General features: G+C 38.9%; 25 protein-coding genes and 2 pseudogenes. 12 read left to right on the plus strand and 15 right to left on the minus strand.

Going from position 1 to position 24564, the window contains the following annotated elements; translation table 11 throughout:
- Positions 1-30 precede the first annotated feature (30 nt).
- From NDM98_RS13260 to NDM98_RS13285, 8 genes are all read left to right on the plus strand, one after another.
- Entirely contained in the window at positions 31-1686 is a 1656-nt protein-coding gene (locus NDM98_RS13260; protein WP_251608392.1) for an ABC transporter permease, read from the plus strand.
- On the plus strand, positions 1683-2768 hold the full coding sequence (locus tag NDM98_RS13265) for an MBL fold metallo-hydrolase (RefSeq protein ID WP_251608395.1): 1086 nt from the start codon (positions 1683-1685) through the stop codon (positions 2766-2768). The genes NDM98_RS13260 and NDM98_RS13265 overlap by 4 nt, the downstream gene beginning before the upstream one ends.
- Positions 2755-3549, plus strand: a complete 795-nt coding sequence (locus tag NDM98_RS13270; protein ID WP_251608398.1) for a CYTH domain-containing protein — start codon at positions 2755-2757, stop codon at positions 3547-3549. The genes NDM98_RS13265 and NDM98_RS13270 overlap by 14 nt, the downstream gene beginning before the upstream one ends.
- A 93-nt stretch (positions 3550-3642) precedes the next feature.
- Complete coding sequence (locus NDM98_RS24680; protein ID WP_373370413.1) at positions 3643-3819, plus strand: Beta-galactosidase C-terminal domain; 177 nt, start codon at positions 3643-3645, stop codon at positions 3817-3819.
- A 237-nt stretch (positions 3820-4056) separates the two neighbouring features.
- Positions 4057-4485, plus strand: coding sequence for a carbohydrate ABC transporter permease (locus NDM98_RS24105; protein ID WP_307728810.1), 429 nt, complete (start codon positions 4057-4059; stop codon positions 4483-4485).
- A 43-nt stretch (positions 4486-4528) separates the two neighbouring features.
- Complete coding sequence (locus tag NDM98_RS24110; RefSeq protein WP_373370383.1) at positions 4529-4954, plus strand: carbohydrate ABC transporter permease; 426 nt, start codon at positions 4529-4531, stop codon at positions 4952-4954.
- A gap of 275 nt (positions 4955-5229) precedes the next feature.
- Positions 5230-5643: a carbohydrate ABC transporter permease gene (locus tag NDM98_RS24115; RefSeq protein WP_307728811.1), complete on the plus strand. Its 414-nt coding sequence runs from the start codon at positions 5230-5232 to the stop codon at positions 5641-5643.
- A 224-nt stretch (positions 5644-5867) separates the two neighbouring features.
- Entirely contained in the window at positions 5868-7130 is a 1263-nt protein-coding gene (locus tag NDM98_RS13285) for an ABC transporter substrate-binding protein (RefSeq protein ID WP_251608401.1), read from the plus strand.
- A gap of 16 nt (positions 7131-7146) precedes the next feature.
- Here the strand turns inward: NDM98_RS13285 and NDM98_RS13290 are convergent, their stop codons facing one another.
- The gene (locus tag NDM98_RS13290) at positions 7147-7989 is read right to left on the minus strand and encodes an AraC family transcriptional regulator (RefSeq protein WP_251608404.1); all 843 of its coding nucleotides are present in this window, start codon (positions 7987-7989) and stop codon (positions 7147-7149) included.
- A 77-nt stretch (positions 7990-8066) separates the two neighbouring features.
- Here NDM98_RS13290 and NDM98_RS13295 point away from each other — a divergent pair, with 77 nt between their 5' ends.
- Positions 8067-10223 carry an alpha-galactosidase gene (locus NDM98_RS13295; protein WP_251608407.1) on the plus strand — a complete coding sequence of 719 codons (2157 nt, stop codon included), beginning with the start codon at positions 8067-8069 and terminating at the stop codon, positions 10221-10223.
- A gap of 561 nt (positions 10224-10784) precedes the next feature.
- Here NDM98_RS13295 and NDM98_RS13300 read toward each other — a convergent pair.
- The 6 genes from NDM98_RS13300 to NDM98_RS13325 all read right to left on the minus strand — a co-directional run bounded on the left by NDM98_RS13300 (position 10785) and on the right by NDM98_RS13325 (position 17586).
- On the minus strand, positions 10785-11900 hold the full coding sequence (locus NDM98_RS13300; RefSeq protein ID WP_251608410.1) for a Rap family tetratricopeptide repeat protein: 1116 nt from the start codon (positions 11898-11900) through the stop codon (positions 10785-10787).
- 214 nt (positions 11901-12114) lie between these two features.
- Entirely contained in the window at positions 12115-12768 is a 654-nt protein-coding gene (locus NDM98_RS13305) for a DUF998 domain-containing protein (protein WP_251608413.1), read from the minus strand.
- A gap of 521 nt (positions 12769-13289) precedes the next feature.
- Positions 13290-14699 (minus strand): glycoside hydrolase family 1 protein, encoded by a 1410-nt coding sequence (locus NDM98_RS13310; protein WP_251608416.1) that lies wholly within the window; start codon positions 14697-14699, stop codon positions 13290-13292.
- A 23-nt stretch (positions 14700-14722) separates the two neighbouring features.
- Entirely contained in the window at positions 14723-16600 is a 1878-nt protein-coding gene (locus NDM98_RS13315; protein ID WP_251608419.1) for a beta-glucoside-specific PTS transporter subunit IIABC, read from the minus strand.
- A gap of 112 nt (positions 16601-16712) precedes the next feature.
- On the minus strand, positions 16713-17174 hold the full coding sequence (locus tag NDM98_RS13320; RefSeq protein ID WP_251608422.1) for a PRD domain-containing protein: 462 nt from the start codon (positions 17172-17174) through the stop codon (positions 16713-16715).
- On the minus strand, positions 17152-17586 hold the full coding sequence (locus tag NDM98_RS13325; protein WP_251608425.1) for a CAT RNA binding domain-containing protein: 435 nt from the start codon (positions 17584-17586) through the stop codon (positions 17152-17154). Before NDM98_RS13325 ends, NDM98_RS13320 begins: the two co-directional genes overlap by 23 nt.
- A 411-nt stretch (positions 17587-17997) precedes the next feature.
- Here NDM98_RS13325 and NDM98_RS13330 point away from each other — a divergent pair, with 411 nt between their 5' ends.
- Positions 17998-18309, plus strand: a complete 312-nt coding sequence (locus NDM98_RS13330) for a hypothetical protein (RefSeq protein WP_251608428.1) — start codon at positions 17998-18000, stop codon at positions 18307-18309.
- Positions 18310-18343: 34 nt separating this feature from the next.
- Here the strand turns inward: NDM98_RS13330 and NDM98_RS13335 are convergent, their stop codons facing one another.
- From NDM98_RS13335 to NDM98_RS13345, 3 genes are read right to left on the minus strand one after another with little or no spacing between them, the layout of a single operon-like run.
- Positions 18344-18919: an NDxxF motif lipoprotein gene (locus NDM98_RS13335; RefSeq protein WP_251608431.1), complete on the minus strand. Its 576-nt coding sequence runs from the start codon at positions 18917-18919 to the stop codon at positions 18344-18346.
- The gene (locus NDM98_RS13340; protein ID WP_251608434.1) at positions 18916-19485 is read right to left on the minus strand and encodes an HAAS signaling domain-containing protein; all 570 of its coding nucleotides are present in this window, start codon (positions 19483-19485) and stop codon (positions 18916-18918) included. Before NDM98_RS13340 ends, NDM98_RS13335 begins: the two co-directional genes overlap by 4 nt.
- Positions 19472-19801 carry a PadR family transcriptional regulator gene (locus tag NDM98_RS13345; protein ID WP_251608437.1) on the minus strand — a complete coding sequence of 110 codons (330 nt, stop codon included), beginning with the start codon at positions 19799-19801 and terminating at the stop codon, positions 19472-19474. The genes NDM98_RS13340 and NDM98_RS13345 overlap by 14 nt, the downstream gene beginning before the upstream one ends.
- A gap of 271 nt (positions 19802-20072) precedes the next feature.
- Here NDM98_RS13345 and NDM98_RS13350 point away from each other — a divergent pair.
- Positions 20073-20680, plus strand: a pseudogene (locus tag NDM98_RS13350) (transglutaminase-like domain-containing protein).
- On the opposite strand, the gene NDM98_RS13355 reads toward NDM98_RS13350, so the two are convergent.
- The 5 genes and pseudogenes from NDM98_RS13355 to NDM98_RS13375 form a co-directional block, all read right to left on the minus strand.
- Positions 20681-20878 (minus strand): hypothetical protein, encoded by a 198-nt coding sequence (locus NDM98_RS13355; RefSeq protein WP_251608439.1) that lies wholly within the window; start codon positions 20876-20878, stop codon positions 20681-20683.
- A 268-nt stretch (positions 20879-21146) separates the two neighbouring features.
- Positions 21147-21527 carry a thioesterase family protein gene (locus NDM98_RS13360; RefSeq protein ID WP_307728812.1) on the minus strand — a complete coding sequence of 127 codons (381 nt, stop codon included), beginning with the start codon at positions 21525-21527 and terminating at the stop codon, positions 21147-21149.
- Positions 21524-22484: pseudogene (locus NDM98_RS13365) on the minus strand (3-hydroxyacyl-CoA dehydrogenase NAD-binding domain-containing protein). Before NDM98_RS13365 ends, NDM98_RS13360 begins: the two are co-directional and overlap by 4 nt.
- 16 nt (positions 22485-22500) lie before the next feature.
- Positions 22501-23385 carry a beta-keto acid cleavage family enzyme gene (locus tag NDM98_RS13370; protein WP_251608441.1) on the minus strand — a complete coding sequence of 295 codons (885 nt, stop codon included), beginning with the start codon at positions 23383-23385 and terminating at the stop codon, positions 22501-22503.
- Positions 23382-23939 carry a hypothetical protein gene (locus NDM98_RS13375; RefSeq protein WP_251608443.1) on the minus strand — a complete coding sequence of 186 codons (558 nt, stop codon included), beginning with the start codon at positions 23937-23939 and terminating at the stop codon, positions 23382-23384. Before NDM98_RS13375 ends, NDM98_RS13370 begins: the two co-directional genes overlap by 4 nt.
- Before the next feature lie 318 nt (positions 23940-24257).
- Here NDM98_RS13375 and NDM98_RS13380 point away from each other — a divergent pair, with 318 nt between their 5' ends.
- Positions 24258-24467, plus strand: a complete 210-nt coding sequence (locus tag NDM98_RS13380; RefSeq protein WP_251608445.1) for a hypothetical protein — start codon at positions 24258-24260, stop codon at positions 24465-24467.
- The last annotated feature ends 97 nt before the right edge of the window (positions 24468-24564 follow it).

Raw genomic sequence — 24564 nt, forward strand, 5'->3', positions numbered from 1 at the left:
TGCGTTAAGAAACTTATTGGAGGAATACATGTGATCTTACGTAGACATGCCCCATTTACAGTGCTATTCCTAATACTGTGTCTCCTAGCAGTAGCACCACTAATTTCAGTCCTCATCTACACCTTTGTGGATGAGGGCTCCCTATCATTTGAATCCATGCGTTATGTTCTAACAACAAATAGCATCATTCAAACGATGCAGAACTCCTTACTACTTGGTGTCTATGTGATTGCGGCTACAACATGTATTGCCCTGCCACTCGCCATCTTCCGAACAAAAACTGCTCTAGTTAAAAGCAATTGGTTGGACATTGTTTTTGTGATCCCGTTTATGACCCCGCCCTATATCGGTTCCATGGGATGGATCTTATTTATGCAGAACAATGGCTATTATGAGCAACTCTTTGGAGGTAAGGCTCCCTTCACCTTCTTTAATGTCGCCGGCATGGTGGTTGTGATGAGTATGCATCTCTATCCTTTTTTGTATCTGATGCTGAAAAATGCGCTTATGCGAATCAATGGATCTTTTCTGGATGCGACCTTAATCTACGGGGGCAATCCCGTCTTCAACTGGATTCGGGTTGTATTACCATTACTCATCTCAAGCTATGTCATGGCAAGTCTGCTCGTATTTATTAAGACATTAGGTGAATTCGGTACACCTGCCACATTTGGAAAACGAATTGGCTATGACGTGTTAACGACTGACATTCATGCGTATCTCTCACGCTGGCCGATCAATATCTCTGCAGCCACGAGCTTATCCTTGGTTTTACTTAGTATTTGTATGGTGATCTGGTATCTGCAAAATATCATTAGTCGAAAATATTCGTATGGCATACATTCCGGTAAGTCTGGAACCACAATGAAACCAAAAGATTCACTATGGATTCGAGTGCTTTCCAGTGGCTATGTGTTCATCATTCTCGGCCTGTCTATTGGTGTCCCGTACTTCTCGATTATTGTGACGTCTCTACTCAAAATACGAGGAGACGGGTTAAATCTCAGTAACCTAACATTCAGTCACTACGCCGACCCATTTACGATTGGCTCGGCTAGCTTCACCGCACTGATGAACAGCATTAACTTTGCCTTCATCGCTTCAACGATTGCTGCCGTGATCGGTTTTAGTGCCGCACTCTTTATACGCGCAGGGCAAAAGAAGTCACAGCAACTCGTTGATTTCACAAGTATTCTCTCTAATATCATTCCGGGTATCGTTTTTGTTGTCGGTCTAATCCTATTTTGGAATACACCGTGGTTTCCATCCACGATTTATAACACAACCTGGATGCCAATTGTGACGTACATTGTCCTGTTCCTGCCGTACTCTGTGCAGTATACAAAGTCTGCCTTATCACAGCTTCATTCGTCCATTCATCAATCAAATGCTGTCTTTGCCCAGAACGAATGGCTGATTCTTATCAAAGTTTGGTTGCCCCTTTTAGGACAGGGCATCCTAGCTGGTTGGGTGATGACATTTATTATTTCCATGCGTGAACTTGTTGGTTCCTTGCTTATTCTTCCGCCGTCCGTTGAAACAAGTGCAACATTCATTTATAGCCAGTTCGAACAAGGAGATGTCGCCAAAGGTATGGCCATGGCCGTTGTGACGGTGCTCCTAACCATCCTTTGTATCTTCATCATTGAATCCTTACAGCGAAGGGCCTTACGAACAAAAATATGATGGATGTAACAATCCTCGGAGGCGTAAAAGAATACGGTAGAAATTGCTTTATCCTAACCGACCACACAACCAACACACGCATTATGCTCGACTGCGGCGTACGTAACGGAACACCTGAAGTCTATCCAGACATCACAGAAGACATCGCCCAATCAATACAAGCCGTCTTTATCTCTCATACACATAACGATCACATCGGAGCCCTGCCCTTGCTCGCGGAAAAAGGCTTTAAAGGAGACGTCTGGATGTCCGAAGCAAGCCTCGAGCAACTAGCCATAATCTTGCCAATATGGCGTCAGAAAAGACCAGACGCTCCAATTGATAACCTGCAATTTCGTGCACTTGCCACGCAAACACGCGGCAAGCAGGTGATTATCACCAAAAACCTAAGCATCACCTGGGGCTATAGCGGACATATGCTAGGCAGCGTTTGGTACATCTTTTTTGTGAATCAGCAAGCCACCTTCTTCTCAGGAGATCTGGCACTGACCTCTCCCCTTTTGGTCACGGACACACCTTTAATACGTTCCTTTGACCTGGCGTTGATTGATAGCGGCCATGCTGCTTACACCATGCCGTACAAAAAAAGTACCAAAAACATCATAGCTCTACTCGCTGACCCATTAGAAAAATATCTCATTCCAATTACGATCTCTGGAAAAGCGTGTGATCTCTTATTCTCTCTTTATCAGCTACTTCCTGATCGCACTTTTTTTATCGATCGACCGTTACACGGCCATCTGCACAGCTACCTGCAGCATCACGAAAACTTACGTAATGAGCGAATTTGTGAACTAGAAGCTATGCTGAGCAGTGATCGCCTGCAGATAGCTAAAAACAAGAAGCAACCAGGTGTTTATCTATTAAAAGGAAAAGCATCCGACTGTACAGTTATTCAAACAGGGATCTATAAAAATGAACACTCTCCCTTTTACAAATCTCACCCGGATCGCGAAGATCTCCAAACACTCGTCCGACAAATCAATGCTAGAAACACGATTTTCTTCCACAGCAAAGAACGAGATTTAGAACTAATTCTAAAAAACCAAACATTGGAGGACGTATCACATGAAAAAAACTAGTATTGTAGCCGCCTTAACATTTGCTTTTCTTACAAGTACAGCCCATCCCGCCCAAGCAGAAAGCCCAATTGATCCAGGCTATGAAGTGAAATTCAACCTCGATCTAGATGCCTTCGCGAATCAAGCTGACATCATAAATGCATTTAATGCCACGCACGATGAAGACGTAAAGGTCTATTACTTTGATACACCTGATCAAACCTTCCGTGATCAAGGATATATTCACCGTCTGCGTGTGTATGCAAGTGATAAGAAAACAAATATCACCTATAAAAAGGTCTTCCCTGGCGTATCCGTACAAGACGCCATTGCAGAAGCAACAGCCAAAGGCTTTCACAACGACATGTCCAACTACAAATTCGAAAACGACCGCAAAGAAGGCACCGATACCTTCTCCATCAGCCGTAAAGAAACATTTAAACAGAACAAAAAACTAACTTTTGATGGCATTGATGTCGACTACGCGATCAACCTTTTCAAAGATGAAGCTCCTAAGAAATATAGTAACTGGGACAATGAAGACTGGTACCAAGAAACCCTGAGTCAAACGATTCCATATGGTCCTGCCCTAGCGAAAACATATGAAGGCCAGTACTTAGGCATCGATGCAGATGTAGAAATCTGGACCTATAAAGGGGATACAATTGCCGAGATCTCAACGAAGGTTAGTGACAAGGAACTAGCTGATTCGATTGAAGAAACCTGGTTGAACGGATTAATAGAAGCTGAGTGGTTGAGTGAGGAGCAGACTTCGAAGACGGGGTTTGTGATGGATAAGTAAACGGAAGAAGAAGGTGTCTCATATAATTAGACACCTTCTACAGGGTTAAAGACAAGGTCAGAGCTGATACTTCCAAAAACGATTGAGCTCGCTATAAGAGGCAGTAAGGACAAGGAATATCTCTTTTTACTAAACTACAGCAGAGATGTGCAAACCATTACTCTGAATGAACCATTGAACGAGCTTTTATCTGATGTAACTCTCCAAAGTACGGGTACGGTCGGGCCTTATGGCGTTATGATACTTACAAAGGTCAAAGCTGAGAAATGATGTATTCTATGCTCAAGTATTAAGAAAAAGAGTATATAAATAAGCCAGGTAAAATCATATGATTTTTACCTGGCTTATTTTAATATGCTTCGCTTGATGATGTGCAGATAAAATAATAACAAGCATTAAACCATATTCTCAACGTCTTAAGACATATCTTAAGTGCGAGATTATAAGATAAAATACCACTAATGAAAGCGCATACAATTTAGCTGATTTTATAAGGAGGCGTGGATATTGGGTGGTAGAAAGAAAAGGAGAAATAATCAAACATTGATATTTTATTTGTTTATTTCGCCTTGGTTGTTTGGATTCTTAGTTCTAGCGGTTGGGCCTATGATTTATTCTTTATACATGTCATTTACTGATTGGCAGATTTTTGGTGGGGCTGAATGGATAGGTTTAGAAAACTATAAGAATTTATTCTTTGATGATCCGCTATTCTGGAAAACGCTTTGGAATACTTTTTATTTTACTTTTTTTGGAGTACCACTAAGTTTAGTATTTGGATACTTACTAGCTGTCTTATTAAATCAAAAAGTTAAATTTATGGGAGTGTTTCGGACGATTTTTTATCTGCCTTCTATTGTTCCAGCTGTAGCAAGCTCTTTATTATGGCTTCTCATTTTCCAAGCCGGAATTTGGTTTAGCAAATGCAGTACTTGATTTTTTTAGTTTACCTACTTCTAATTGGATACTTAGTGAATCAATGGTTAAACCAACCTTAATTATCATGGGGTTATGGGGTGTAGGTGGAGGAATGGTTATTTATTTAGCCGGTCTACAAGGAGTACCACCAAGCCTATATGAAGCTGCTGATATCGATGGAGCTGGTAAGTTCAGAAAGTTTTGGAATGTAACCGTTCCAATGACCTCACACGTTATATTCTTTAATCTAATTATGGGGATTATTGGGTCATTCCAAGTTTTCACTCAAGCATATGTAATGAGTAATGGTGGACCAAACTACGCCTCATTATTTTATGTTCTCTATCTCTATCAGAATGCATTCCAATTCTTTAAGATGGGTTATGCTTCTGCATTAGCGTGGATATTATTCTTAATCATACTTGTATTTACACTTTTACAATTTAAATTCTTTGGTAAGAAGGTCTACTATGAGTACGATGATTAATAGAGGGGGTGAGTAGAGTGGAGAAAGCGGTTTTGAGTACTAATATCAAACCACATAAAAGTTACAAGAAGAGTAGAACGATTGACAGAATAATGATCTACGCGCTTTTAATTGGTTTTTCAATCTTATTTATACTACCGTTCATCTGGTTAATTAGTACCTCCTTAAAAACAGAGTCTCAGGCGATAACATACCCACCTTCCATTTTGCCTTCTCCATTCGATTGGGGCAATTACAAGGAGGTTTTCGAACTTGTCCCGTTTTTAAGGTTTTACATGAATACAATTATCGTTACTGGATTCACAGTCCTTGGAACAATCGTTTCAAGTTCGATTGTAGGTTATGCTTTTGCAAGGATTAAGGGCAGAGGGCGAAACTTTTGGTTTGTTATTTTGCTAAGCACTATGATGCTTCCACCTCAAGTGACAATGATTCCCGTTTACCTTATCTTCTCTAATTTAGGTTGGGTAAATACCTTTTTACCTTTAATCGTCCCTGCATTCTTTGGAAACGCCTTCTTTATATTCTTATTAAGACAGTTCTTTAAAGCCATTCCAAAGGAACTGGAAGAATCCGCAATCATTGATGGCTGCTCGACATTTGGAGTGTTTTGGCGAATTGTCGTTCCGCTATCTAAGCCCGCTTTAATAACTGTTGGGATTCTATCATTTATGGGGAGCTTGGAATGATTTTCTTACTCCTTTAATCTATCTAAATGATACAAGCAAATATACTCTTGCCTTAGGTATTCAACTATTTAATGGCCAACTAAACATGCAATGGGGTCCTATGATGGCTGCTAGTACGATGGTAATATTGCCGCTTGTTCTTATCTTTTTCTTTGCACAAAAGCATTTTATTGAAGGAATTGCTTTATCAGGTATAAAAGGATAAAAAATTAGGGGGAGATTTTATGAAGAGAAAATGGCTAATGGGTCTAGCAGGGACAATGCTAATTACCGGTTTGGTTGGATGTGGAAGTGAATCCGATGGGGATGCCTCCGATAATAAATCCGTTACGTTAAGAATGCTTGCATGGGGGAATGGGCCTGCAGAGCTTGAAGGCGACAAAGAAATTTTAGATGTGTTTGAGGAGGAGAATCCTGGAATAAAGGTTGAACTAATCCATGTACCTTACGATAACGTGAACGAGAAATTTGTAACCATGTCTGCGGGTGGAGACAAGCCTGATGTGACTTGGGTTCGAGATACAGCCTTGCAAAGCTTTGCTAGTCAGAATCTATTAATGGAATTAGATGAGTTGCTTGCAGAAGCAGGATTAAGTGAAGATGAGTGGCTTCCTGGAGCGTGGGAGATGGGGAGATACGAGGATAATGTGTATGCCCTACCTCGGGATTTAATTACTCATCATATTGTGTATAACAAGGATATGTTTGATGAAGCGGGTGTCGACTACCCTGAAGAAGGTTGGACATGGGATGACTTTTTAGAGAAGGCAAAAGACTTAACTGTAGAGGAGAACGGAAAAATAACTCAATTTGGAACTAGTGGATACTATTGGATGGAAGCGTTACTTCAAAATGGTGGAGAAGTATTCAGTATGGATGGAACAGAAGTTCTAATTGATACTCCTGAGTCTGTTGAAGCCATTTCATGGATTCGTGATCTATCTAACTTGCATAAAGTTTCACCAACGGCTACTGAATCTGAAGGCTTAGGCGATCTATTTTTAGCTGGTAGAGCAGCGATGGGTATAGCTGGTCCTTGGCATTGGCGTGCATATGCAGAAGACGGGAATTTTGAATGGGATATTCAAGAAATGCCTGGAGGGAAGGAAGGTAATAAGTCTCAGCTGCTAGGACTTCCAGTTGCCATTGGTTCACAAACCGAACACCCTGAAGAAGCTTGGAAATTACTTGAGTTTCTAACTCATGGAAAAGGACAAGAGATTCAAGCTGATATCGTTGGTGCTTATCCTTCTGTAATTAGTGCAGCCGATACATTTGGAACAAGTCATTATGCACCTGATAATATCGCAATTGTAGCAAAAGCTATGGAAGAAAACACGGTTGTACAGAGCTTTTTCCCTGAAAAATCCGAAGCTCTTACAAATGTTCAGCCGGTCATTGATCAGATCAATAATAAAGATTTAGATGTTGAAGATGAACTCAAGAAGTTGGGTGATAAGCTACGAACGGAATATAATAAAAAATAAAAGTAAGGAAGCCCTTTTATTGGGCCTCCTCCTTTTCTCCCCTATTATGCTTTTGTTCCATTCTATAATTTTTAGGGGAGATTCCAATTTTATTTTTGAATAACTTGGAAAATAACAATGAGTCAGGATAGCCGACTGAACGTGAAATGTCTCCAATTGCATGGTCGGAATCTTTCAGAAGAAGACAAGCTTTCGATAATCGATAATTAACAAGATATTCCTGAATACTTAGACCAATATACGTTTTGAAGAGAGATGTGAGATAGCTTCTATCAAGACCAACAAATCTAGCAATTTGAAAGACTGTAAGTTTATCAGAAAAGTGCATATCGATAAAATCGATGACCATTTTAACATAGTTTTCTTGTTTAGATTCCGTTAGATCAAAGTGAACTTGACGAGGATTTGATTTCGTCAGGTCATCAAGTAATAGATATAAAAGTGCCGTTTGTCTTAATGCAGAGTTCGCTTTAAGCATTTGTGTTATGTGACTAGCAAATGAGGCGTCTTTATCTTGAAAAATGGGTTGTTTTCTTGTTAATGAAGTCTGCTTAATAAAGTGCTTTGCTTGAAGGCCATGAAAACCTACCCAACAATATTGCCATGGGTATTCTACATCTGCTTGATAAAAAGATACGATATCTGGTGGAATTAAAAAACCTTGACCAGCTGAAAGCTCAAACAGTTGATTGTCAATCTTATAAATTCCTTTTCCTTCAAGAACATAATGTATAAGATGGTACTCTCTAATAGCAGGCCCATAAGAATGATAAGGTTTACATTTTTCCTCACCGAAATTATGCAGATACAAATCAAGAAAATGAATGTTCTTAGAAACATAAACCATTTTTTGAGACATAGAGTTAGCTCCTCCTAGTTGTCTTGTTAAATATTTTACCTTATTACTTACTATTAAAAAAGTATCGGAGGTTATTTATGGTTATTTATTCACATAAAGAAGAAGGATTGTTTCATCTCCAATCAAAAGAGATGAGTTACGTATTGTCCATTAACGAAGGTTACCCTGTTCATCTATATTGGGGGGCACGGTTACATGATAATCAGAATCTAATAGATATTGTACAAGATGATGAAAAATACGGGTTAGATCGATTACCACAAGAATACCCTCAGTATGGTACGGGAGATTTTAGACATCCTGCATATTTAGTTCAGCTTGAAGATGGAACAAGGGTTACTGAAGCTCTTTATAAAGGTCATCGTATTTTCAAGGGAAAATCTCCATTAGTAGGTCTTCCATCTGTATATACTGAGAAAGAAAGTGAAGCGGAAACGTTAGAGATTGAACTCTATGATTCATACGCTAGTCTTACCATTTATTTATCGTATACCATTTTTCATGATCGATCTGTTATATGCAGAAATACTAGATTTAAGAACAATGGTACGGAATCATTACGCCTTTGGAGTGCATTAAGTGCAAGTATTGACTTTCCTGAGGGAGATTCATTTGAATCGCTTTATTTATCAGGTGCTTGGGCACGGGAAGGAAATATTGAACGGCGTGCATTAAGTTCTGGTAGCACCATTATTGAAAGTCGTAGAGGGATGAGTAGTCATCAACTTAATCCTTTTATGGCATTGGTTAAGCCCGAGACCAATGAAAATCGGGGTGAGGCATACGGCTTTAGCTTGGTTTATAGTGGTGGTTTTAAAATTGAAGCAGAGGTCAATTCGTTTCAATCGGTAAGGCTGTCTCTAGGAATTAATCCATTTGATTTTAACTGGGTTCTAGAGGTAGGCTCTGAGTTTCAGACGCCTGAGTCCGTGATGGTATTCTCGCAAAGCGGAATCGGTCAAATGTCGCGAACATATCACTCATTATACCGAGAACGTTTATGTAGAGGGAATTTCCGTGATAAAGAGCGACCAATTTTAGTGAATAACTGGGAAGCAACCTACTTTAACTTTGATGAAGATAAGCTACATGCGATCGCTGAAGAAGGAAAGGAAGTTGGAATTGAATTATTTGTGTTAGATGATGGCTGGTTTGGGAAAAGAGACGACGATACCACATCTTTAGGTGATTGGTCTGTTGATCATAGAAAGCTTCCAAATGGTTTAAAGCATTTGGGTGAGAGTATTAACAAAAAGGGTATGGAATTTGGGCTATGGGTTGAACCAGAGATGATATCACCTGAAAGTAACCTTTATAGAGAAAACCCAGATTGGTGTATCCATGTAGAAGGGCGAAGAAGATCAGAACATAGAAGTCAACTCGTCCTGGACTTAACAAGAGAGGATGTTCGGGAGTATTTGTATTCTACTCTAAAAGACTTGTTTCAATCGGCACCCATCCGTTATGTGAAATGGGATATGAATCGTAGTCTTACAGAGATAGGCTCAGCCAACTTATCAAGTGAAAATCAAGCAGAAACAGCACACCGCTATGTACTGGGCCTATATAGTTTATTAGAGCGAATTACATCTGAGTTTCCTGATATTCTATTTGAAAGCTGCTCAAGTGGCGGAGGTAGATTCGATCCAGGTATGCTCCATTACATGCCGCAAACATGGACAAGTGATAATACAGACGCTATTGAACGATTAAAGATTCAATACGGAATAAGCTTAGTCTATCCAATTAGTAGCATTGGTGCTCATGTTTCTACGGTTCCAAATCATCAGGTTCACCGTTTGACACCTCTTGATATACGAGGGGATGTTGCAATGTCTGGTACATTTGGTTATGAACTTGATTTGACAAAACTTACGAATGAAGAGAAACAAAGTGTCAAAGAACAAGTTGCTGCTTATAAAGAAATCCGACCGCTTATTCAATATGGAGATTTTTACCGCTTAAAAAGCCCATTTAATGAAAACGAAACGAGTTGGATGTTTGTGTCGAAAGATCAGAAGGAAGCCATTGTCTTTTTCTTTAGAGTATTGGCAGAGCCTGTACCTATTAGAAAACGAATTAAGTTAAATGGCTTGAACCGTAACTGGCAGTATTTTATTAAAGAACAAAATCGATCTGATTATGGAGATCGCCTCGAACAAATTGGATTGGATATACCTGTAATGAAAGGTGATTTTGTCAGTGTGATCTATTCATTAAAAGCAAAGACATAACCAACAATAAAAATGAGCAGATTATCCATTCAGAACATCCCGATAGAATCAAAACGAACCAACTTTCTTTGTTAATAACTTATATAGACGGGGCTTTCTCTAACTGTAGCTCTTATGAACCTTTACTTAATCTAGCTATAATTTTAGAATACTCTATTAATTAGTTAGGTGGATGAACTTCATGAACGTATTTATAACAGAGTTGAAGGTTAACCAAAAGAAGAACTGCGGTACTTTCTATTTAAGTGGGTTACCGAATGTAAGTTTTCAATTTAGCATAGACGAAAGCGGTTTTACTAAACTAAACCAAGAATTGATTTATGAATAGTAAGTAAAAACCATAGAGAACATAGTATTATTTGAGAAGATAGAAACTGTTTTAAAAGCAATCGTAAATCCCTAATACGTTAATGAATCGAAATAAAAGAAGCACTTGCCTGCAGGCAAGTGCTTCTTTATTAAGTTTCTATATCCGTCTTGCCAGTTGGGGTAAAAATAGGCTCGTCCGACACCGGAGTTGAAGCAAAGAAGAACAGCAATACCATAGTTGCAACTAGTAGTTTATTTAGATTTTTCAATGTCAACACTCCCTAACTGATTTTGTTTTGTATTCATTTGTAAGGCTAATTTAGCATAAGTCAAAGCTTGTCCTAATTGTTCTTTCTCTTCATAATATCGGCTAAGTTCCTCAGCCATTTCACTAGCGTCAAAATATAATTCATGACTTATTAACTGATTTATTCCCTCATTAATCTTTTCTTCATTAATTTGTCCATGGGTTCGTTCTATATATAAGTGATGATAAATAAGACGTTTTGCTTTATATTCAACATTATCATGCCGTTCTAACCAACGATCAACTTCTACTAATAAAGGCATAGCAGACCCTATATCATCAAGTCTTAGATGAACAAATGCTAAATCCGCTTTTGTTTTATTTCCAACCACGGTATGTTCATGGTTTCCAGTTTTTAAAGCCTGTTCAAAATAGGATTGTGCTTCACCTTGTTTGTTTTGTCTCACTCGATTTAATCCTAAACTCCTCAAAATTAATGAATGCACTTTAGGATAATCTTGTGCCTCAATTAGAGCTTTTATATATCTGGCTTCTGCTCGTTCGAAGTTCCCTAATTCAGAATCAATAGCAGCAAGCAATAAATAGCCATTAAGTTCTTTATTACGGTAGCTTTTATCTGTTTTAAATATCGTAATAGCTTGATTCAGATACGATACCGCAAATGTAAATTGATTGATTCGATAATATCCGTTCCCTAAACGCATATAAAATTCAGCACGTTCATAGTGATCTGAAACTTGATCTAAAAGCTTCTCAGCTTGGCCATAAAGCCTTACTGCAGATGTGTATCTTTCTTCATAAAATTCATATTGTCCCTTTAAAAAATAATACATGTACTTTAAGTATGGCTCTGTTTCTGAATGCTCTAAGCCTTGTTCTTGAATAAGTTCATTTGATTGTGGAGTTTGTATTAATAGGTTATATCGAAATAGAAGTAGATTATAATAAGCAATGACTTTATCGTCCGGCTCCATCTCTTGAATCATGCCTTTAAGTTCGTGCTTCAATACAGTTGCTTTTTCAAAATCACTTTGAATCATACAGCTATACCACTCTACGCATTTAGAACCTACTATCACAGCAGGTATTTGACCACTCATAGGCTTTTCTCCCTTCAATCTACTTATTTCTACTACCTATTATATCGGCAAATATTTTACATTTATATACTATTTATGTATTTCCCAATAGGAAGGGCTTTAAAAACGGAGTCCGTCTAAGGATAAGCGAATCAGATATATTGCTCATTGCTCCTGGTATCGAACCTCTGTCAAAATCGGAAGAAATCTGTCAGTAGATAACCAGTAATTGGAGTTAAGACCTAATGAAAGCAGATCTCGCATGTCTCTTTACAGCACCATTACTTATCATCAAACTTATAATTAACCCCCATCCGTAGGCCACCAAATAAAATAGTCGTTGTAATAACCCTCCAATTTCAAAAGGGGTTACAATCATCACAAAAAAACTAACAAACAAAACACTCAGAAGAATACAAGCTACGTACGAGAGCCCTTTTCCTTTATTAAATTTCATTGCATATAATCCAATTGCTGGTCCAATGACCATCATGGACAAAACACTAGGGATGGTATGCCATAGGAAATTAAGATTTGCTGGTATCACACTAAAACCAACACCCACCGCAAAAATAATAAGGCCGACATTTGCTAATTGAACAACTTGGCTCTTATCTACCTGTTGATAGATATAAATTGAACCAATGAGCAAGGCTATACTTGTTAGGAAAAACAAAACATTCACTACGTAAGCGTGAGGTGAACAGAGTTCATATGCTGCTAAAATATAGGTGTCTTTACCACACTCTGTTACACCTAAATCACTCATCGGTTGTTGAATCCAATGATAGGGTGCAGTGGTCGCGCGAATGGCGAATGGTTCATATAAGAAATACGCAATCGCAAAGATCCAGCTGCCTATTCCTAAGGATGCTGAAATTTTCATCATAACCTCCTATCCTACTAATTTCCTTTTTATGATTTAGTTAGGATATATCTTCTATTATATCGTTTTAAACCACTAAATTTAACCATTACGTTCAAACTTTTTAATTCTTATATTATTATGTAGCTGGTAGCGCATTTAAGTATTAAAACACCATGTAAATTGACTTGCGTCCATAACGAGTTAAATATCGAACTCACAAAGAATTGCTTGCTCGTATTCCTGTTTTAATTGAGGTGAACCCCTGAAAGTAGATGCCAGGAGTTTACTAGGTATTACTAGATTTCTAGGCTTAAACAGAATGACTGAAGCTTTTAATATGAGTGTATTAATGAAACAGCCCTTGAAAAATAAAAAGAACACCCGAGAAGAAATCGCGGATGTTCTGATATATTCGTTTATATTGAACTTAGGCTAAGATGGGTAATATTAGATCCCTTGAAGGGAACAAGTCATTTACTTTCTACCCTTTTTAAGCCCCCCCAAAAAAAGTTAGACATGTTTAATTACATAGACCAATTTCCTTACTCAAATAGCGATTCCCCGTTACTCCCTATTACATCCTTATACCAATAAAACGACTTCTTCCGATACCTCTCAAGCGTTCCGTTCCCGTCCTTGTCACGGTCCACATAGACAAAGCCATAGCGCTTTTCCATTTGAGCCGAAGCTGCACTAATTAAATCAATGCATCCCCAAGAAGTGTAGCCGAATACGTCGACTCCATCTTCAATAGCTCGGCCAACTTCTCTTAAATGGCCTTTATGAAAATCAATACGGTAGTCGTCATTAATCGTTAGTGTTCCGTTTTCTTCGATTGGATGGTCCAGTGCACCCATGCCATTTTCAGAGACGAACATTGGGAGTTCATATCGCTCGTAGTAAAAGTTCAGGATATACCTCAATCCCTGTGGATCAATTGGGTAGTTCCATTCTGAATACTCTAGATATGGGTTCTTCAATCCACGATAGAGATTTCCTTGAGCTAGCTCGTATTTGGATGGATCCTTCGCTACGGTTTTGCTATTGTAGTAGCTGAATGAGATAAAGTCGACTGTGTTCTTTAGGCTTTGATTATCATCTTCTGTTATCTCAAGTTTGATGTTGTCACGATCGAATAGACGTTTTGTATAGTAAGGGTACTCTCCTTTGGCATGTACGTGTACAAAGAGTGTGAGTTCCTGTTGTTCTTCCATTGCGTACGTTACGTCATCCGGATGACACGTCATTGGATAGCGTGGTGCCGATGCAACCATACATCCGACCTTGAAGTCTGGGTTGATGTCCCGTGCAATTTTTGTAACTAGTCCGCTTGCAACAAGCTGATGGTGAGCGGCTTGGTACATGTCTTGCTTACTTAATTGATCCCTTGGTGTAAGCACGCCTCCACCAAGTAAAGGCACGTGAGAGGTAACATTGATTTCGTTGAACGTCACCCAGTATGTCACTTTGTCCTTGTAACGTCTGAAAACCGTTTCTGCGTATTTCGCAAACAAGTTGATGAGCCTTCTGCTTCTCCAACCATCGTACGTTTTACTTAGATGTAACGGTGACTCATAGTGTGAGAGGGTAACCAACGGCTCGATATTGTACTTATGACACGTATCAAAGACACGGTCATAGAATGCAAGACCTGCTTCATTTGGAGCATCTTCTTCTCCTGTTGGGTAGATGCGTGTCCACGCAATCGACATCCGGAAGACCTTAAAACCCATTTCAGCCATGAGCTTGATATCCTCTTCGTACCGGTTATAGAAGTCAATTCCTTCTAGTTTCAGGTTGTCTTCTGTTGGTCCGTCTGTGACTGGACCAAATATGCCTTTTGGTAGGACATCCTGGACGGATAATCCTTTCCCGTCCACGTTATAAGCTCCTTCACATTGGTTGGCGGCTGTTGCGCCGCCCCATAAGAAGTCTTTTGGAAATACACTCATGCTTCTCAAACCCCTTCATACTATTATTTTACAGCTGTTAGAATGACCGTATCGTTTGTTGCTTCGTCTGTTTGTCCTTCAACCACATCAAGGTATTGACCGGTATTTGTTACGATAATAGGAGTCGTCAGTTCGTAGCCGGCTTCTGCGATCTTGTCCGCCTCAAATGTAAGAAGCGTCTCTCCTTTTTTCACTTGATCTCCTTCTTTAACAAAGGCTGTATAGAATTGTCCATCTAGCTTAACTGTGTCAATTCCAACATGAATTAATATTTCTAACCCGTCCTTGCTGACTAAACCAATCGCATGTTTTGTTTTAAAAACCATCGCGACTTCTCCATCAAATGGAGCGACTACTTTTCCTTCAGTCGGAGCGATCGCTATTCCTTTACCCATGGCTTCAGTTGCAAAGGCGTCATCATTCACATCTGATAGTTGAATTACACTTCCGTTTAGTGGGCTAAACACTTCTGTTCTCTGATTCATTTTTTCATTAATGCTAACGCTTGGTTTCTCTACTGTTTTCTTTTGTTCATCTCCATCTTGCTTTGTTTTCTCAGCGACCTCTTTAAATAAGATAAGATTTGCGATAAATCCAACAATAATAGCAATAATTAGTGTGATGATAGCGTTATAGAAGTTCCACATTGTTTCTCCACCCATATAAATCGGCAGTGAGAAGATATTAGATGTACCAGCTGAGTACGTTTTGATCCCTGTAATACAGCGTATAGTCCAAGCGACCCCGGCACCAATCATGGTAGCGGCTAGAGTTCTTTTATGTTGCAAGGTAATTCCGTATAACGCAGGTTCGGTAACTCCCATGAAACAAGATAGGCCTGTTGATGTTGCAAGTGTTTTTAACTTTTTATTCTTCGTTCTAACAGCAAATGCGATTACCGCTCCACCTTGAGCCATGTTATATGAAAGTGTTGCAGGTGTAAGAATGGAACCATATCCTACAGCTGCACGTTGTGTTGCTTGAACGGCACCAAGGCTATAATGCATTCCTGTCATAACTAGGAATGGTGCAAAGGTTGCAACTAAAAAGGGTACTAACCAGCTTGCTCTTTCATCTAAAAACGTAAAGCCTTGAGCTAGATACTCCCCAATAACAGCACCAATTGGCCCAAGTACAATTAATCCAATCGGTCCGACAACAAGAATAACAATCATTGGTACAACAAAGATTTTTACAACGTTTGGTGTAATCTTTTGCATAAATCTCTCAACATATGATTGAAGCAATACAATTAAAATTATTGGGATAACAGATGATGAGTATACGGCTAATTTAATTGGTATTCCTAGAAATGCAGCTTCAATTCCTTCTGTTCTAAGTGCTGTTAAGTCAGGGTGAAGAAGAATACCTGCAAACACTAGTGCAAGCAAAGGACTTGTGTTAAATTTCTTCGCTGCCGTAGTAGCGATTAAGAATGGTAGAAAGTAAAAGACGGCGTCGCCCATCAGATTCAGAATGTAGTAGGTCTGAGACTCTGTAGACATCCATCCAAAGTTTGTGCTTAACGCAAGGATCGCTTTAACCATCCCGGAACCAGCTAAAGCACCAACAATCGGGATAAAAATTGCTGCAATCACATCAAGGAGCTTAGCAAAGGCATTTTTATCGTCTTTTTCTGGCTTCTCATCACTGGTCATATTGCCTAGCTTGTTCACTTCATCGAACACGTCTTTGACATGAGGACCCACGATGACCTGAGTTTGTCCTCCCTTTTGTACGCATCCGACAACACCATCCATCTGCTTAATTTTTTCAATGTCAGCCAAACTATCATTTTTCAAGTTAAATCGTAAGCGTGTCACACAGTGGGTTAAGTTCGATACGTTATTCTCCCCACCAACTTGTTCAAGAATCTCTTTTGCGAGTTCTGTATACTTCATGTTCTTCCCTCCAGGATAATTGGTATAAAAAAAACACCTATATAATCATGCATGAAGAAGCATTACAATATGCTCATTCATACAGATCATCTAGGTGTTGCCTGCCTAACAGTTACAATCCATGATCAGATCTTATTTGGTTTTCTCGCATTGTTAAACGATTAATATGAAGAATAAAATATAATTGCTCTTCCGATGTCATCGATACATTCATCTTTGACATAAAATACGCATCTATTTTTAAAATACATTGATAGGTTTCTGCATATTTAGTCTTTACTTGAACGAATAGTTGGTTGTCGTCTTCAGAATCATAACGAACTTGTCCATGAATTCGCTGTAAAAAGTATCGAACATGCGTCACAAAACGACTATAGTTGATCGAGTCTTCTTCAATTTCAATATTGAAATGAAACTTAATAATATTTAGGATATCGAGAATCACTGCATTTTCACTATTTGCTTTCATATCTAAAGTGGAATCGAGATTTTGTCCGTTCACAAAATGAAGTGCAATAAAGCTAGCCTCATCCTCTGTTAACCTGACTTTCTCATAATAATAAATTGTATCCAAGCGCTTTTAATGCGACCTTAAATTCCTTGGGGTAGAATTTTTTGATTTCCCATAGGAATGCATTTCTCATATGCTCTCCTTGTCTATGACGATGGAGCGCATAATTAATGTGGTCGGTTAAGCCAATATAGATACTATCATTAAAAGTAATCTCCAGTTCCTTCTCCGCTTCCTTCACAATGCTATTGGTTAACTCCAGATGATTAATAGGAATCTCACCGACTAGATGTACAAAGCTATCCACCAGTTCTTTCGATTCTAGAGTGAAGATCTTATCTACTTTATCTTGGTCTACTTCATCTCCTCTTTCTTTCTTTCCAAATGCAAGTCCTCTACCAAGCAACACTTTCTCTACAAAATTCTCATCGTGAGCCAAAATAACATTATTGTTAAAGACTTTTTTTATACGCACGATGCCCCCTCCTAAATAAAAAACACCCAAATAACCATAGAAGTATCTCAGAAAAAATACTTATACATACGGCTACCTAGGTGTTGCCTGCTCGATGCAGTTACAATCCTAATTTATTATTTGAGGTAATTGTAAACGCTACAATTTTATTTGTCAATTCTTTTTGCGATGGTAAATTTAGAGATCTAAGAGTTTTTTGTCACGATATAATGGGCTTAGAAAGAACATTCAAGAAATTGATTCAAGGAATAACCACTATATATCATTTAAATGTTTGTTATGATCAACCTAGACAAAACCATCGGAGGAATAGCATGATATCATAATATGGATTTCATACGGTTATCTCTTACTCCTCAACCACATTTCATTCCATGAAATAAGCTTACAAAAGACAGTAGGTTATTTAGTTTGATTCATTCTCACATATGTTTAGTGTGTGGCTATAAAGGCTTAGATGAAGCTCCATATGATATTCTAGGTAACTGCAGCTACGAAATATGTAGTTGTTGTGGTTTTCAATTCGGTGTAGATGATGATGATTACGACGAAAATGGGACAATGTTGACTTCAAAAGAAGAACTGCATACTACATATAGAAAAAGTTGGATTTCAACTGGAGCTAAAGCATTCTCAGATTATTATCCAAAGAAGTGGTTGAATCGAGATGGTTCATTAAAAGACTCTGTACTAACAGCTCAGTTTAAAAATATAGTCATTTAGAATTGATTCTACTCCATTAGCTTTTATAAATTTCTTATTCAAACACGCTCGATTCAATTTCTTTCTCCTCAAGAAACTTCTCGATCTTCGCCTGTTCTTTTCCATTCACAATATCAGGTGTACTGCCTAGCTCTTTTAGGTTATCAATAGTAATTTCTCCATCAATTAATTCATAAATTGTGTCGTCAAACTCAATAAGGTATTGATTTAGCGTTGTGATATAGTCACTGATATGCTCTGACTCATCCTGATACCCATCTGGTAGGGTATTTGCAGAAATATATGCAGAGAAATTCAGATCGTTTTCTAAAAGGAGCAGATTTATTTTTTTGTAGGCTTCAGCCTCGTTCTCATCTAGCTCTTCCTCTGAATCTAGAACCACTTCATATATAAATCTAGCTCTATGCAAATCACCGCTGCTATCTAAATAAGTCTTTAGACTATCCTTTATTTCCTCTTCAGTAATGGATTCATTGGTCTGATCCGATTCTGCAAAGATTTCGATATCTTCTATATCTATAATCTCCGTACTCTCAACCACTTCTGTTTCTGCTTGATTACATCCAGCTAATACGACCAAACCAAATACTCCTAGTAATCCTTTTTTCACATTAACCCTCTCCCTTTTACCATAGCTATATTCCATTTAAGGAGGTGAATGAATAACTTCATAAATGCTCGTGCGATATAGTAGCCGACGACAGCTAACACGGAGCCAATGGCTAATAATCTAATGACTTCATATACTTCAGGCCATCCAAGTGTGTGAAACCCATTTACAAAGCCCATTACCACTAAGATCACCGGTGAGACGAGCATAATTGGAACACCTACAACAAACAGTAAAATAACTGGAGAAAAAATAAGTATAAAGAATAAGCTAGCAATCACTAACATAAAATTCATGACACCTAAGCCCATAATGGATAATACAGCGTTCGAGATACTTTTAATGTTTTTTTGCTCTTCTACTTTTTGTATTGCGTTCTCCGCATTTAGTTCTTTTGCAATCTCTTTAGGATCTCCTAGTTTCCTAGATATGGTGTCCTCGCTCTTCTGATCACTGGCGCCTTCCGCATAATGCAAGGAATAATCCTGAAGAATGTCTTCCTTTTCTTCGTCAGACATGTATTTCAAATTCTTTTTTAATTCGTTTAGAAAGTCACGTTTGTTCATTTTGATCACTCTCCCTGATAAAAAAGTCGATAATATGAGTAAACTCTTTCCATTCTGAGGTCAACGCTCTAAGCTTCTTTTTACCAATGCTAGTGATACGGTAGTATTTCCTAGAAGGTCCATCTGCAGATGCTTGCTGATACGTTGTTACGTATTCTTCTTTGACCAGTCTGCGTAAAATCGGATACACGGTCCCCTCCGTAATATCCATTCGATTTGATATCTTCTTTACTAATGAATAACCATACTCATCATTTTGATTAATGATTAACAAAACGACTAATTCTAATACGCCTTTTTTAAACTGAACATTCATAAATAACCACCATTACTAATTTATGTTTATAGTATATACTTCGGTACTGTGTAATGCAATGTAGTATGGTGAAAATTTCTTATTTTTGAGTAATTTACAAATTTAAGTTGGTTTTAAGACCACTTAAGAGGTATTATTCATTTATTAGCATGTGGTTTATGACACGTGGATGTATTTTGATATAGGTGGTTTAACTAAAACAGAGCTTCTTGAGGATTTCCAACAACACTCCTCTATAATATAGATTCTTAGAATTGGGGAGGTAAGAGGTATGAATTTATTATGTGCATCAGATGAAATAGAAGATTATCAAGTTGAGACTACAGAGTTAAATTACTCCCATCCATTAATTAAGGAAAAAATAACCAATTATTTCATCCAGCTCAAACAGAGATAGAAAAGGCTACAGCCGCTTTTGAGTTTGTTCGAGATGAGATCTCTCATTCCTGGGATATTCAGGGGAGCCGTGTGACATGTATAGCATCAGATGTGTTGTTTTATAAAGAGGGCATCTGTTATGCGAAATCGAACCTTCTCGCAGCCTTATTACGCTCGCAACAAATACCAACGGGCTTCTGTTATCAGAGATTAATGCTGTTTGATACTCCAGAGAAAGGTTATTGTATTCATGCTTTAAATGCGGTTTATTTTACATCACTTAATAAATGGGTAAGGTTAGATGCCCGAGGGAACAAAGAGGGAATTGATGCACAGTTTTCGATGAATAAAGAGTCCTTAGCTTTTTCCATACAGGAGAACCTAGGAGAAAAAGACTACCCTACGATTTATTCAAGACCACATCCTGAAACGTTAGCTGTGTTAGAAAGGCATACGAATGCAATTGAGATGTATAAGCTTTATTTACCCGAGTCTTTATAATTAATCCTGTCTCTTAAATAAATTGAAACCAGAATAAATAATTAGAGCGACATCAATGCCCATGTTCATATTCACTAAGTCCGTCCCGAAAGCGAGAGCATAAACAAGATTTAAACAGATAACGCCTGTACTCATTAGAAAAAGAATAGAGAAGATTATTTTGTCTAATCGGAACTGTTTTCCTAATACATCTATCAATGAAGTCCCTCCTCTTACATTCATTTGTATCCACTTCATCCTGTATTTTAACTGTACCAGAAACCAATTGCTATGGTTCCACGTATTTTATCAAAGCGAGGCGTTTATCAAGAGGTTACTGGTGGAGGTGAAACGAAAAAATAGAAGCACCAACCACATCCATGGTTGATGCTTCTATATCTTTCATTTCTTCCGTCGAATTCCCATCGGCTGATTTGCACCCTCTGGCCATTCGTCTTTCTTAAGCAATGGAAGCTTTGCTATCTTCTCATGAACCGTTGTTGGGAATGGAAGCTGGACGTCCTATACTTTCATCCATACCCATCACCATTTGTTCGCTTGTGGCCACGGTATTCCCTTCGCCATCCTTCATCTCAAACCAAAGGTGCATACGCTTGGAATCCGCGTCCAGGAGTTTGATAACGACCTGTAGGGTTTGACTTTCATGTACTTCAGACACATATTTCAGATGAGCCTCGAGTGTGAAAATGGTGTATGCCAGTTCGGCTCTACCTGCCGCGTCCAATCCAATGTGATCCATGAGGGCATCTAAAGAGAGACTAAACACTTTTGCATAGGCGGCGTCATTCATGTGGCCGTTATAATCGACCCAGTCTGTTTGCACATTTCCTGTCCAGACAGTACTCATTTGCGCACCAACTTTTCAGATGGCCAGAAGCCTTCTTCATCGAGGAGTTCCATTAATTTAATTAAAAAGCGATCTCTGCGCTCTTCTAGCTCTTGAATGTTGCTGTCCCCACTTTGTGTGGCAGTACCTTCAATGACCTTACCTCTTAGTTCTTCTGTAAGTTCAGGAGCAACGAGCCTTGTCCATGGAAGCTTCAAGGCAGGTCCGAATTGTTCAAGCATATGCGCCATGCCTTTTTCTCCACCGGCCAAATGCAGCGTTAAGAAAGGCCCCATGAGAGCCCAACGAAGTCCTGGTCCGTATACTATCGCCGCATCCACTTCTTCTGTTGTGGCTACACCGTCATTGACGATATGAAGGGCCTCTCTCCATATGGCTTCCATTAGTCGATCACCAATGTGACCATCAATTTCACCAGACATGACAAGTGGTTTCATCTTCATACCATCATAGATCTCACGCGCTTTTTCTAATACTGAGCGATCGGTCTTTTTGCCTCCCGCTAGTTCAACTAGAGGGATTAGATAAACTGGGTTAAACGGATGCGCTACGATGATTCTCTCAGGGTGATGGTGACAGTTTTCTTGCAGGACTGACGGCATATAACCCGATGTACTAGAGGCAATTATGGCCGTAGCTGGCGCATGCTCGTCTGCCAAAGAAAGCACTTGTTTCTTTAGCTCTTCTCGTTCAGGTACGTTTTCCTGAACAAGATCCGCGTCCTGCACTGCTTCTTCCAGCGTCTCGACAAATGTAACGTTATCCATTGAAGCGTTATTTGCCATGCCGTAGTCTGTTAAGCTATCCCACACCCCGGTCAAATACTCAATTGTCTTTTCTTCTGCACCGGAAGCTTGGATCAAATGCGCGTACTTTATGTCCGTTAGCTAGGAATCGCGCAATCCACCCGTTTCCAATCACGCCGGTTCCAATAACCGCCATTGTTTTTTGTGTCATAGTAGGAAACCTCTTTCTATTGATTAAACTTTTTAAGTTTTAGTACTTCACGTGCTTCTTGAGGAGTCATTGGCTCAAGATCTACCTCTTTAAGAGCACCTACAGCCTTATCTACTAACTGAGCATTGGTTCCAAGTACACCTTTTTCAAGATATAAGTTATCCTCTAGACCAACTCGAACATTCCCACCAAGCTTTGCGGCTTCAATCACAATTGGTAGCTGCATCCGTCCAATACCAAACGCAGACCATGAAGCACCTTCTACGATTCGATTTCTCATATACTCAATCGTTTCCGCATCTGCTGCTGCACCCCAAGGAATACCTAAGCAGAATTGGTACATTGGGTTCCCATCAATGAGTCCTTCATTAATTAACTGCTCTGCTAATCGAATTTGGCCCGTATCAAAGATCTCCAACTCAGGCTTCACTCCGCTTTGTTGAATTAGTTTCGCATGCTCACGTAACCAGCCTGCCGGGCCAAGATAAATTTGGTCGCCGAAGTTTAAGCTTCCACAGTCCAATGTACAGATCTCAGGAAGTAAAGTTCCTACAGGTTCATGCCTCTCTGCAGGGGTCTGAATATCACTACCTTCTCCTGCCTGATAAGGGTTCTCTGAATCAGGTACGAAATCTCCTCCACCACCTGCTGTGATATTGATAATGACGTCTGTTTCGTGTTCTCGAATGCGTTCGACCACTTCACGGAATAAAGCGAGGTCATGACTGACTACTCCCGTCTTTGGATCACGGACGTGAATATGTGCAATCGCTGCTCCTGCCTTTGCGGATTCAATAGCCGCCTCAGCAATTTCCTTTGGTGTGACCGGTACGTGCGAGCTTTTTGCAGTTGTATCTCCGGCCCCTGTGACCGCAGCTGTGATGATTCGTTTGTTTTTCATGTTTGAGTACCTCCTGAGTGATTTTTTAAATTAGGTTCTTTAAAAGGAACAATGTTTAAGATTTCACCACTATCAAAGAATTCAACTAAATTCTCGACCCAATTATAGTAAGCGACACAATCATCTAGCTGTTGTTTTAACGAGTGGATTCTATCCTGTATTTCAAGAGAGGGTTCCCCTTCAATTGACTGTTCCAACTTCTTTATGCGCTCACGAAGTCCACGTTCAAGAATGACATTTTTCTCGGCAACTTCTTTCCAACTAGTTGTGAAAAGTGAAATGAATGATTGCACATCCTTTTGTTTAGGAGCGTTTGACTCTGCAGTTTTGTTTTCCCCAGTATGAAGCTCGCTCATCCTCTGCATGACCTGACTCATGTTCGTCTCATCCGTGCCTGTAGATTCATTTGACGACTTCGGCTCATCATTCTTATACATACTCTCAAATAAAAGACCTACAGCTGAAGAGAATTCAAACGTGACCATCTCATCTGCGATCTCACTTTCTATCTGCTTTATTTTGCTTACTATTTGTTCATTTGATATCGAGTTCAAAAGTGTCTCCCCTTAACGAAGAACTAAAACCATTCACTACATTATCTTAATTTTGTAATGCCTGATGAAAATTCATACAGTTTGTAAAGTTATTATTGCACAAATTTTATCAAACAGGTCGTTTTTTTTCAACTTTTATCTTTAGGTAGGTGAGAAAACGCACGATATTTTTAGGTGATTGGTTCCATATTCAATCATTTGAAAGAATAATTAATTGTAATAAACAAGAAAACAAATAGAAAGATTATCTAATTTCCATATTGTTTCAAATTCAATCACTAAGGGTATCGACGGGTAAAAGGAGCATAGGGGGTTAAAATGTCATTTCTAAACAGAAAATCACGCCACTTACAATTTCAAAAAGTGTTAGCTGGTATGGTTGTTTTTCCAGTTATTGCGATACTGGGGTTTCTTAATGTGATTCCCGTTTCCACGAGTCTGGCTTGGGTTGCGTTCGTTGCATTCATTGTCTGTTTACTTGTTTTTATAATCTCGTTTAACGGCAAGGCTCCAGTAGATGAAAAGTAGCAAAAGATAAGAATTAAAATGATGAAAGGAGAATTTCACAGTGAAGAAATAGAGGGGAATCTAGAAATGCCAGATATTCATGAGTACCCTTACGTTT

The sequence above is a fragment of the Alkalicoccobacillus plakortidis genome (genome assembly GCF_023703085.1).
In the GTDB taxonomy this organism is placed as follows: Bacteria; Bacillota; Bacilli; order Bacillales; family Bacillaceae_D; genus Alkalicoccobacillus; species Alkalicoccobacillus plakortidis.

Bases quoted from the DNA above. Each gene is read 5' to 3' on its own strand.
- NDM98_RS13265 (WP_251608395.1), top strand. From the start codon at position 1,683: ATGATGGATGTAACAATCCTCGGAGGCGTAAAAGAATACGGTAGAAAT.
- NDM98_RS13270 (WP_251608398.1), top strand. From the start codon at position 2,755: ATGAAAAAAACTAGTATTGTAGCCGCCTTAACATTTGCTTTTCTTACA.
- NDM98_RS24110 (WP_373370383.1), top strand. From the start codon at position 4,529: ATGGTTAAACCAACCTTAATTATCATGGGGTTATGGGGTGTAGGTGGA.
- NDM98_RS24115 (WP_307728811.1), top strand. From the start codon at position 5,230: ATGAATACAATTATCGTTACTGGATTCACAGTCCTTGGAACAATCGTT.
- NDM98_RS13285 (WP_251608401.1), top strand. From the start codon at position 5,868: ATGAAGAGAAAATGGCTAATGGGTCTAGCAGGGACAATGCTAATTACC.
- NDM98_RS13290 (WP_251608404.1), bottom strand. From the start codon at position 7,989: ATGTCTCAAAAAATGGTTTATGTTTCTAAGAACATTCATTTTCTTGAT.
- NDM98_RS13295 (WP_251608407.1), top strand. From the start codon at position 8,067: ATGGTTATTTATTCACATAAAGAAGAAGGATTGTTTCATCTCCAATCA.
- NDM98_RS13300 (WP_251608410.1), bottom strand. From the start codon at position 11,900: ATGAGTGGTCAAATACCTGCTGTGATAGTAGGTTCTAAATGCGTAGAG.
- NDM98_RS13305 (WP_251608413.1), bottom strand. From the start codon at position 12,768: ATGATGAAAATTTCAGCATCCTTAGGAATAGGCAGCTGGATCTTTGCG.
- NDM98_RS13310 (WP_251608416.1), bottom strand. From the start codon at position 14,699: ATGAGTGTATTTCCAAAAGACTTCTTATGGGGCGGCGCAACAGCCGCC.
- NDM98_RS13315 (WP_251608419.1), bottom strand. From the start codon at position 16,600: ATGAAGTATACAGAACTCGCAAAAGAGATTCTTGAACAAGTTGGTGGG.
- NDM98_RS13340 (WP_251608434.1), bottom strand. From the start codon at position 19,485: ATGAACAAACGTGACTTTCTAAACGAATTAAAAAAGAATTTGAAATAC.
- NDM98_RS13345 (WP_251608437.1), bottom strand. From the start codon at position 19,801: ATGAATGTTCAGTTTAAAAAAGGCGTATTAGAATTAGTCGTTTTGTTA.
- NDM98_RS13360 (WP_307728812.1), bottom strand. From the start codon at position 21,527: ATGAGTACTGTCTGGACAGGAAATGTGCAAACAGACTGGGTCGATTAT.
- NDM98_RS13370 (WP_251608441.1), bottom strand. From the start codon at position 23,385: ATGAAAAACAAACGAATCATCACAGCTGCGGTCACAGGGGCCGGAGAT.
- NDM98_RS13380 (WP_251608445.1), top strand. From the start codon at position 24,258: ATGTCATTTCTAAACAGAAAATCACGCCACTTACAATTTCAAAAAGTG.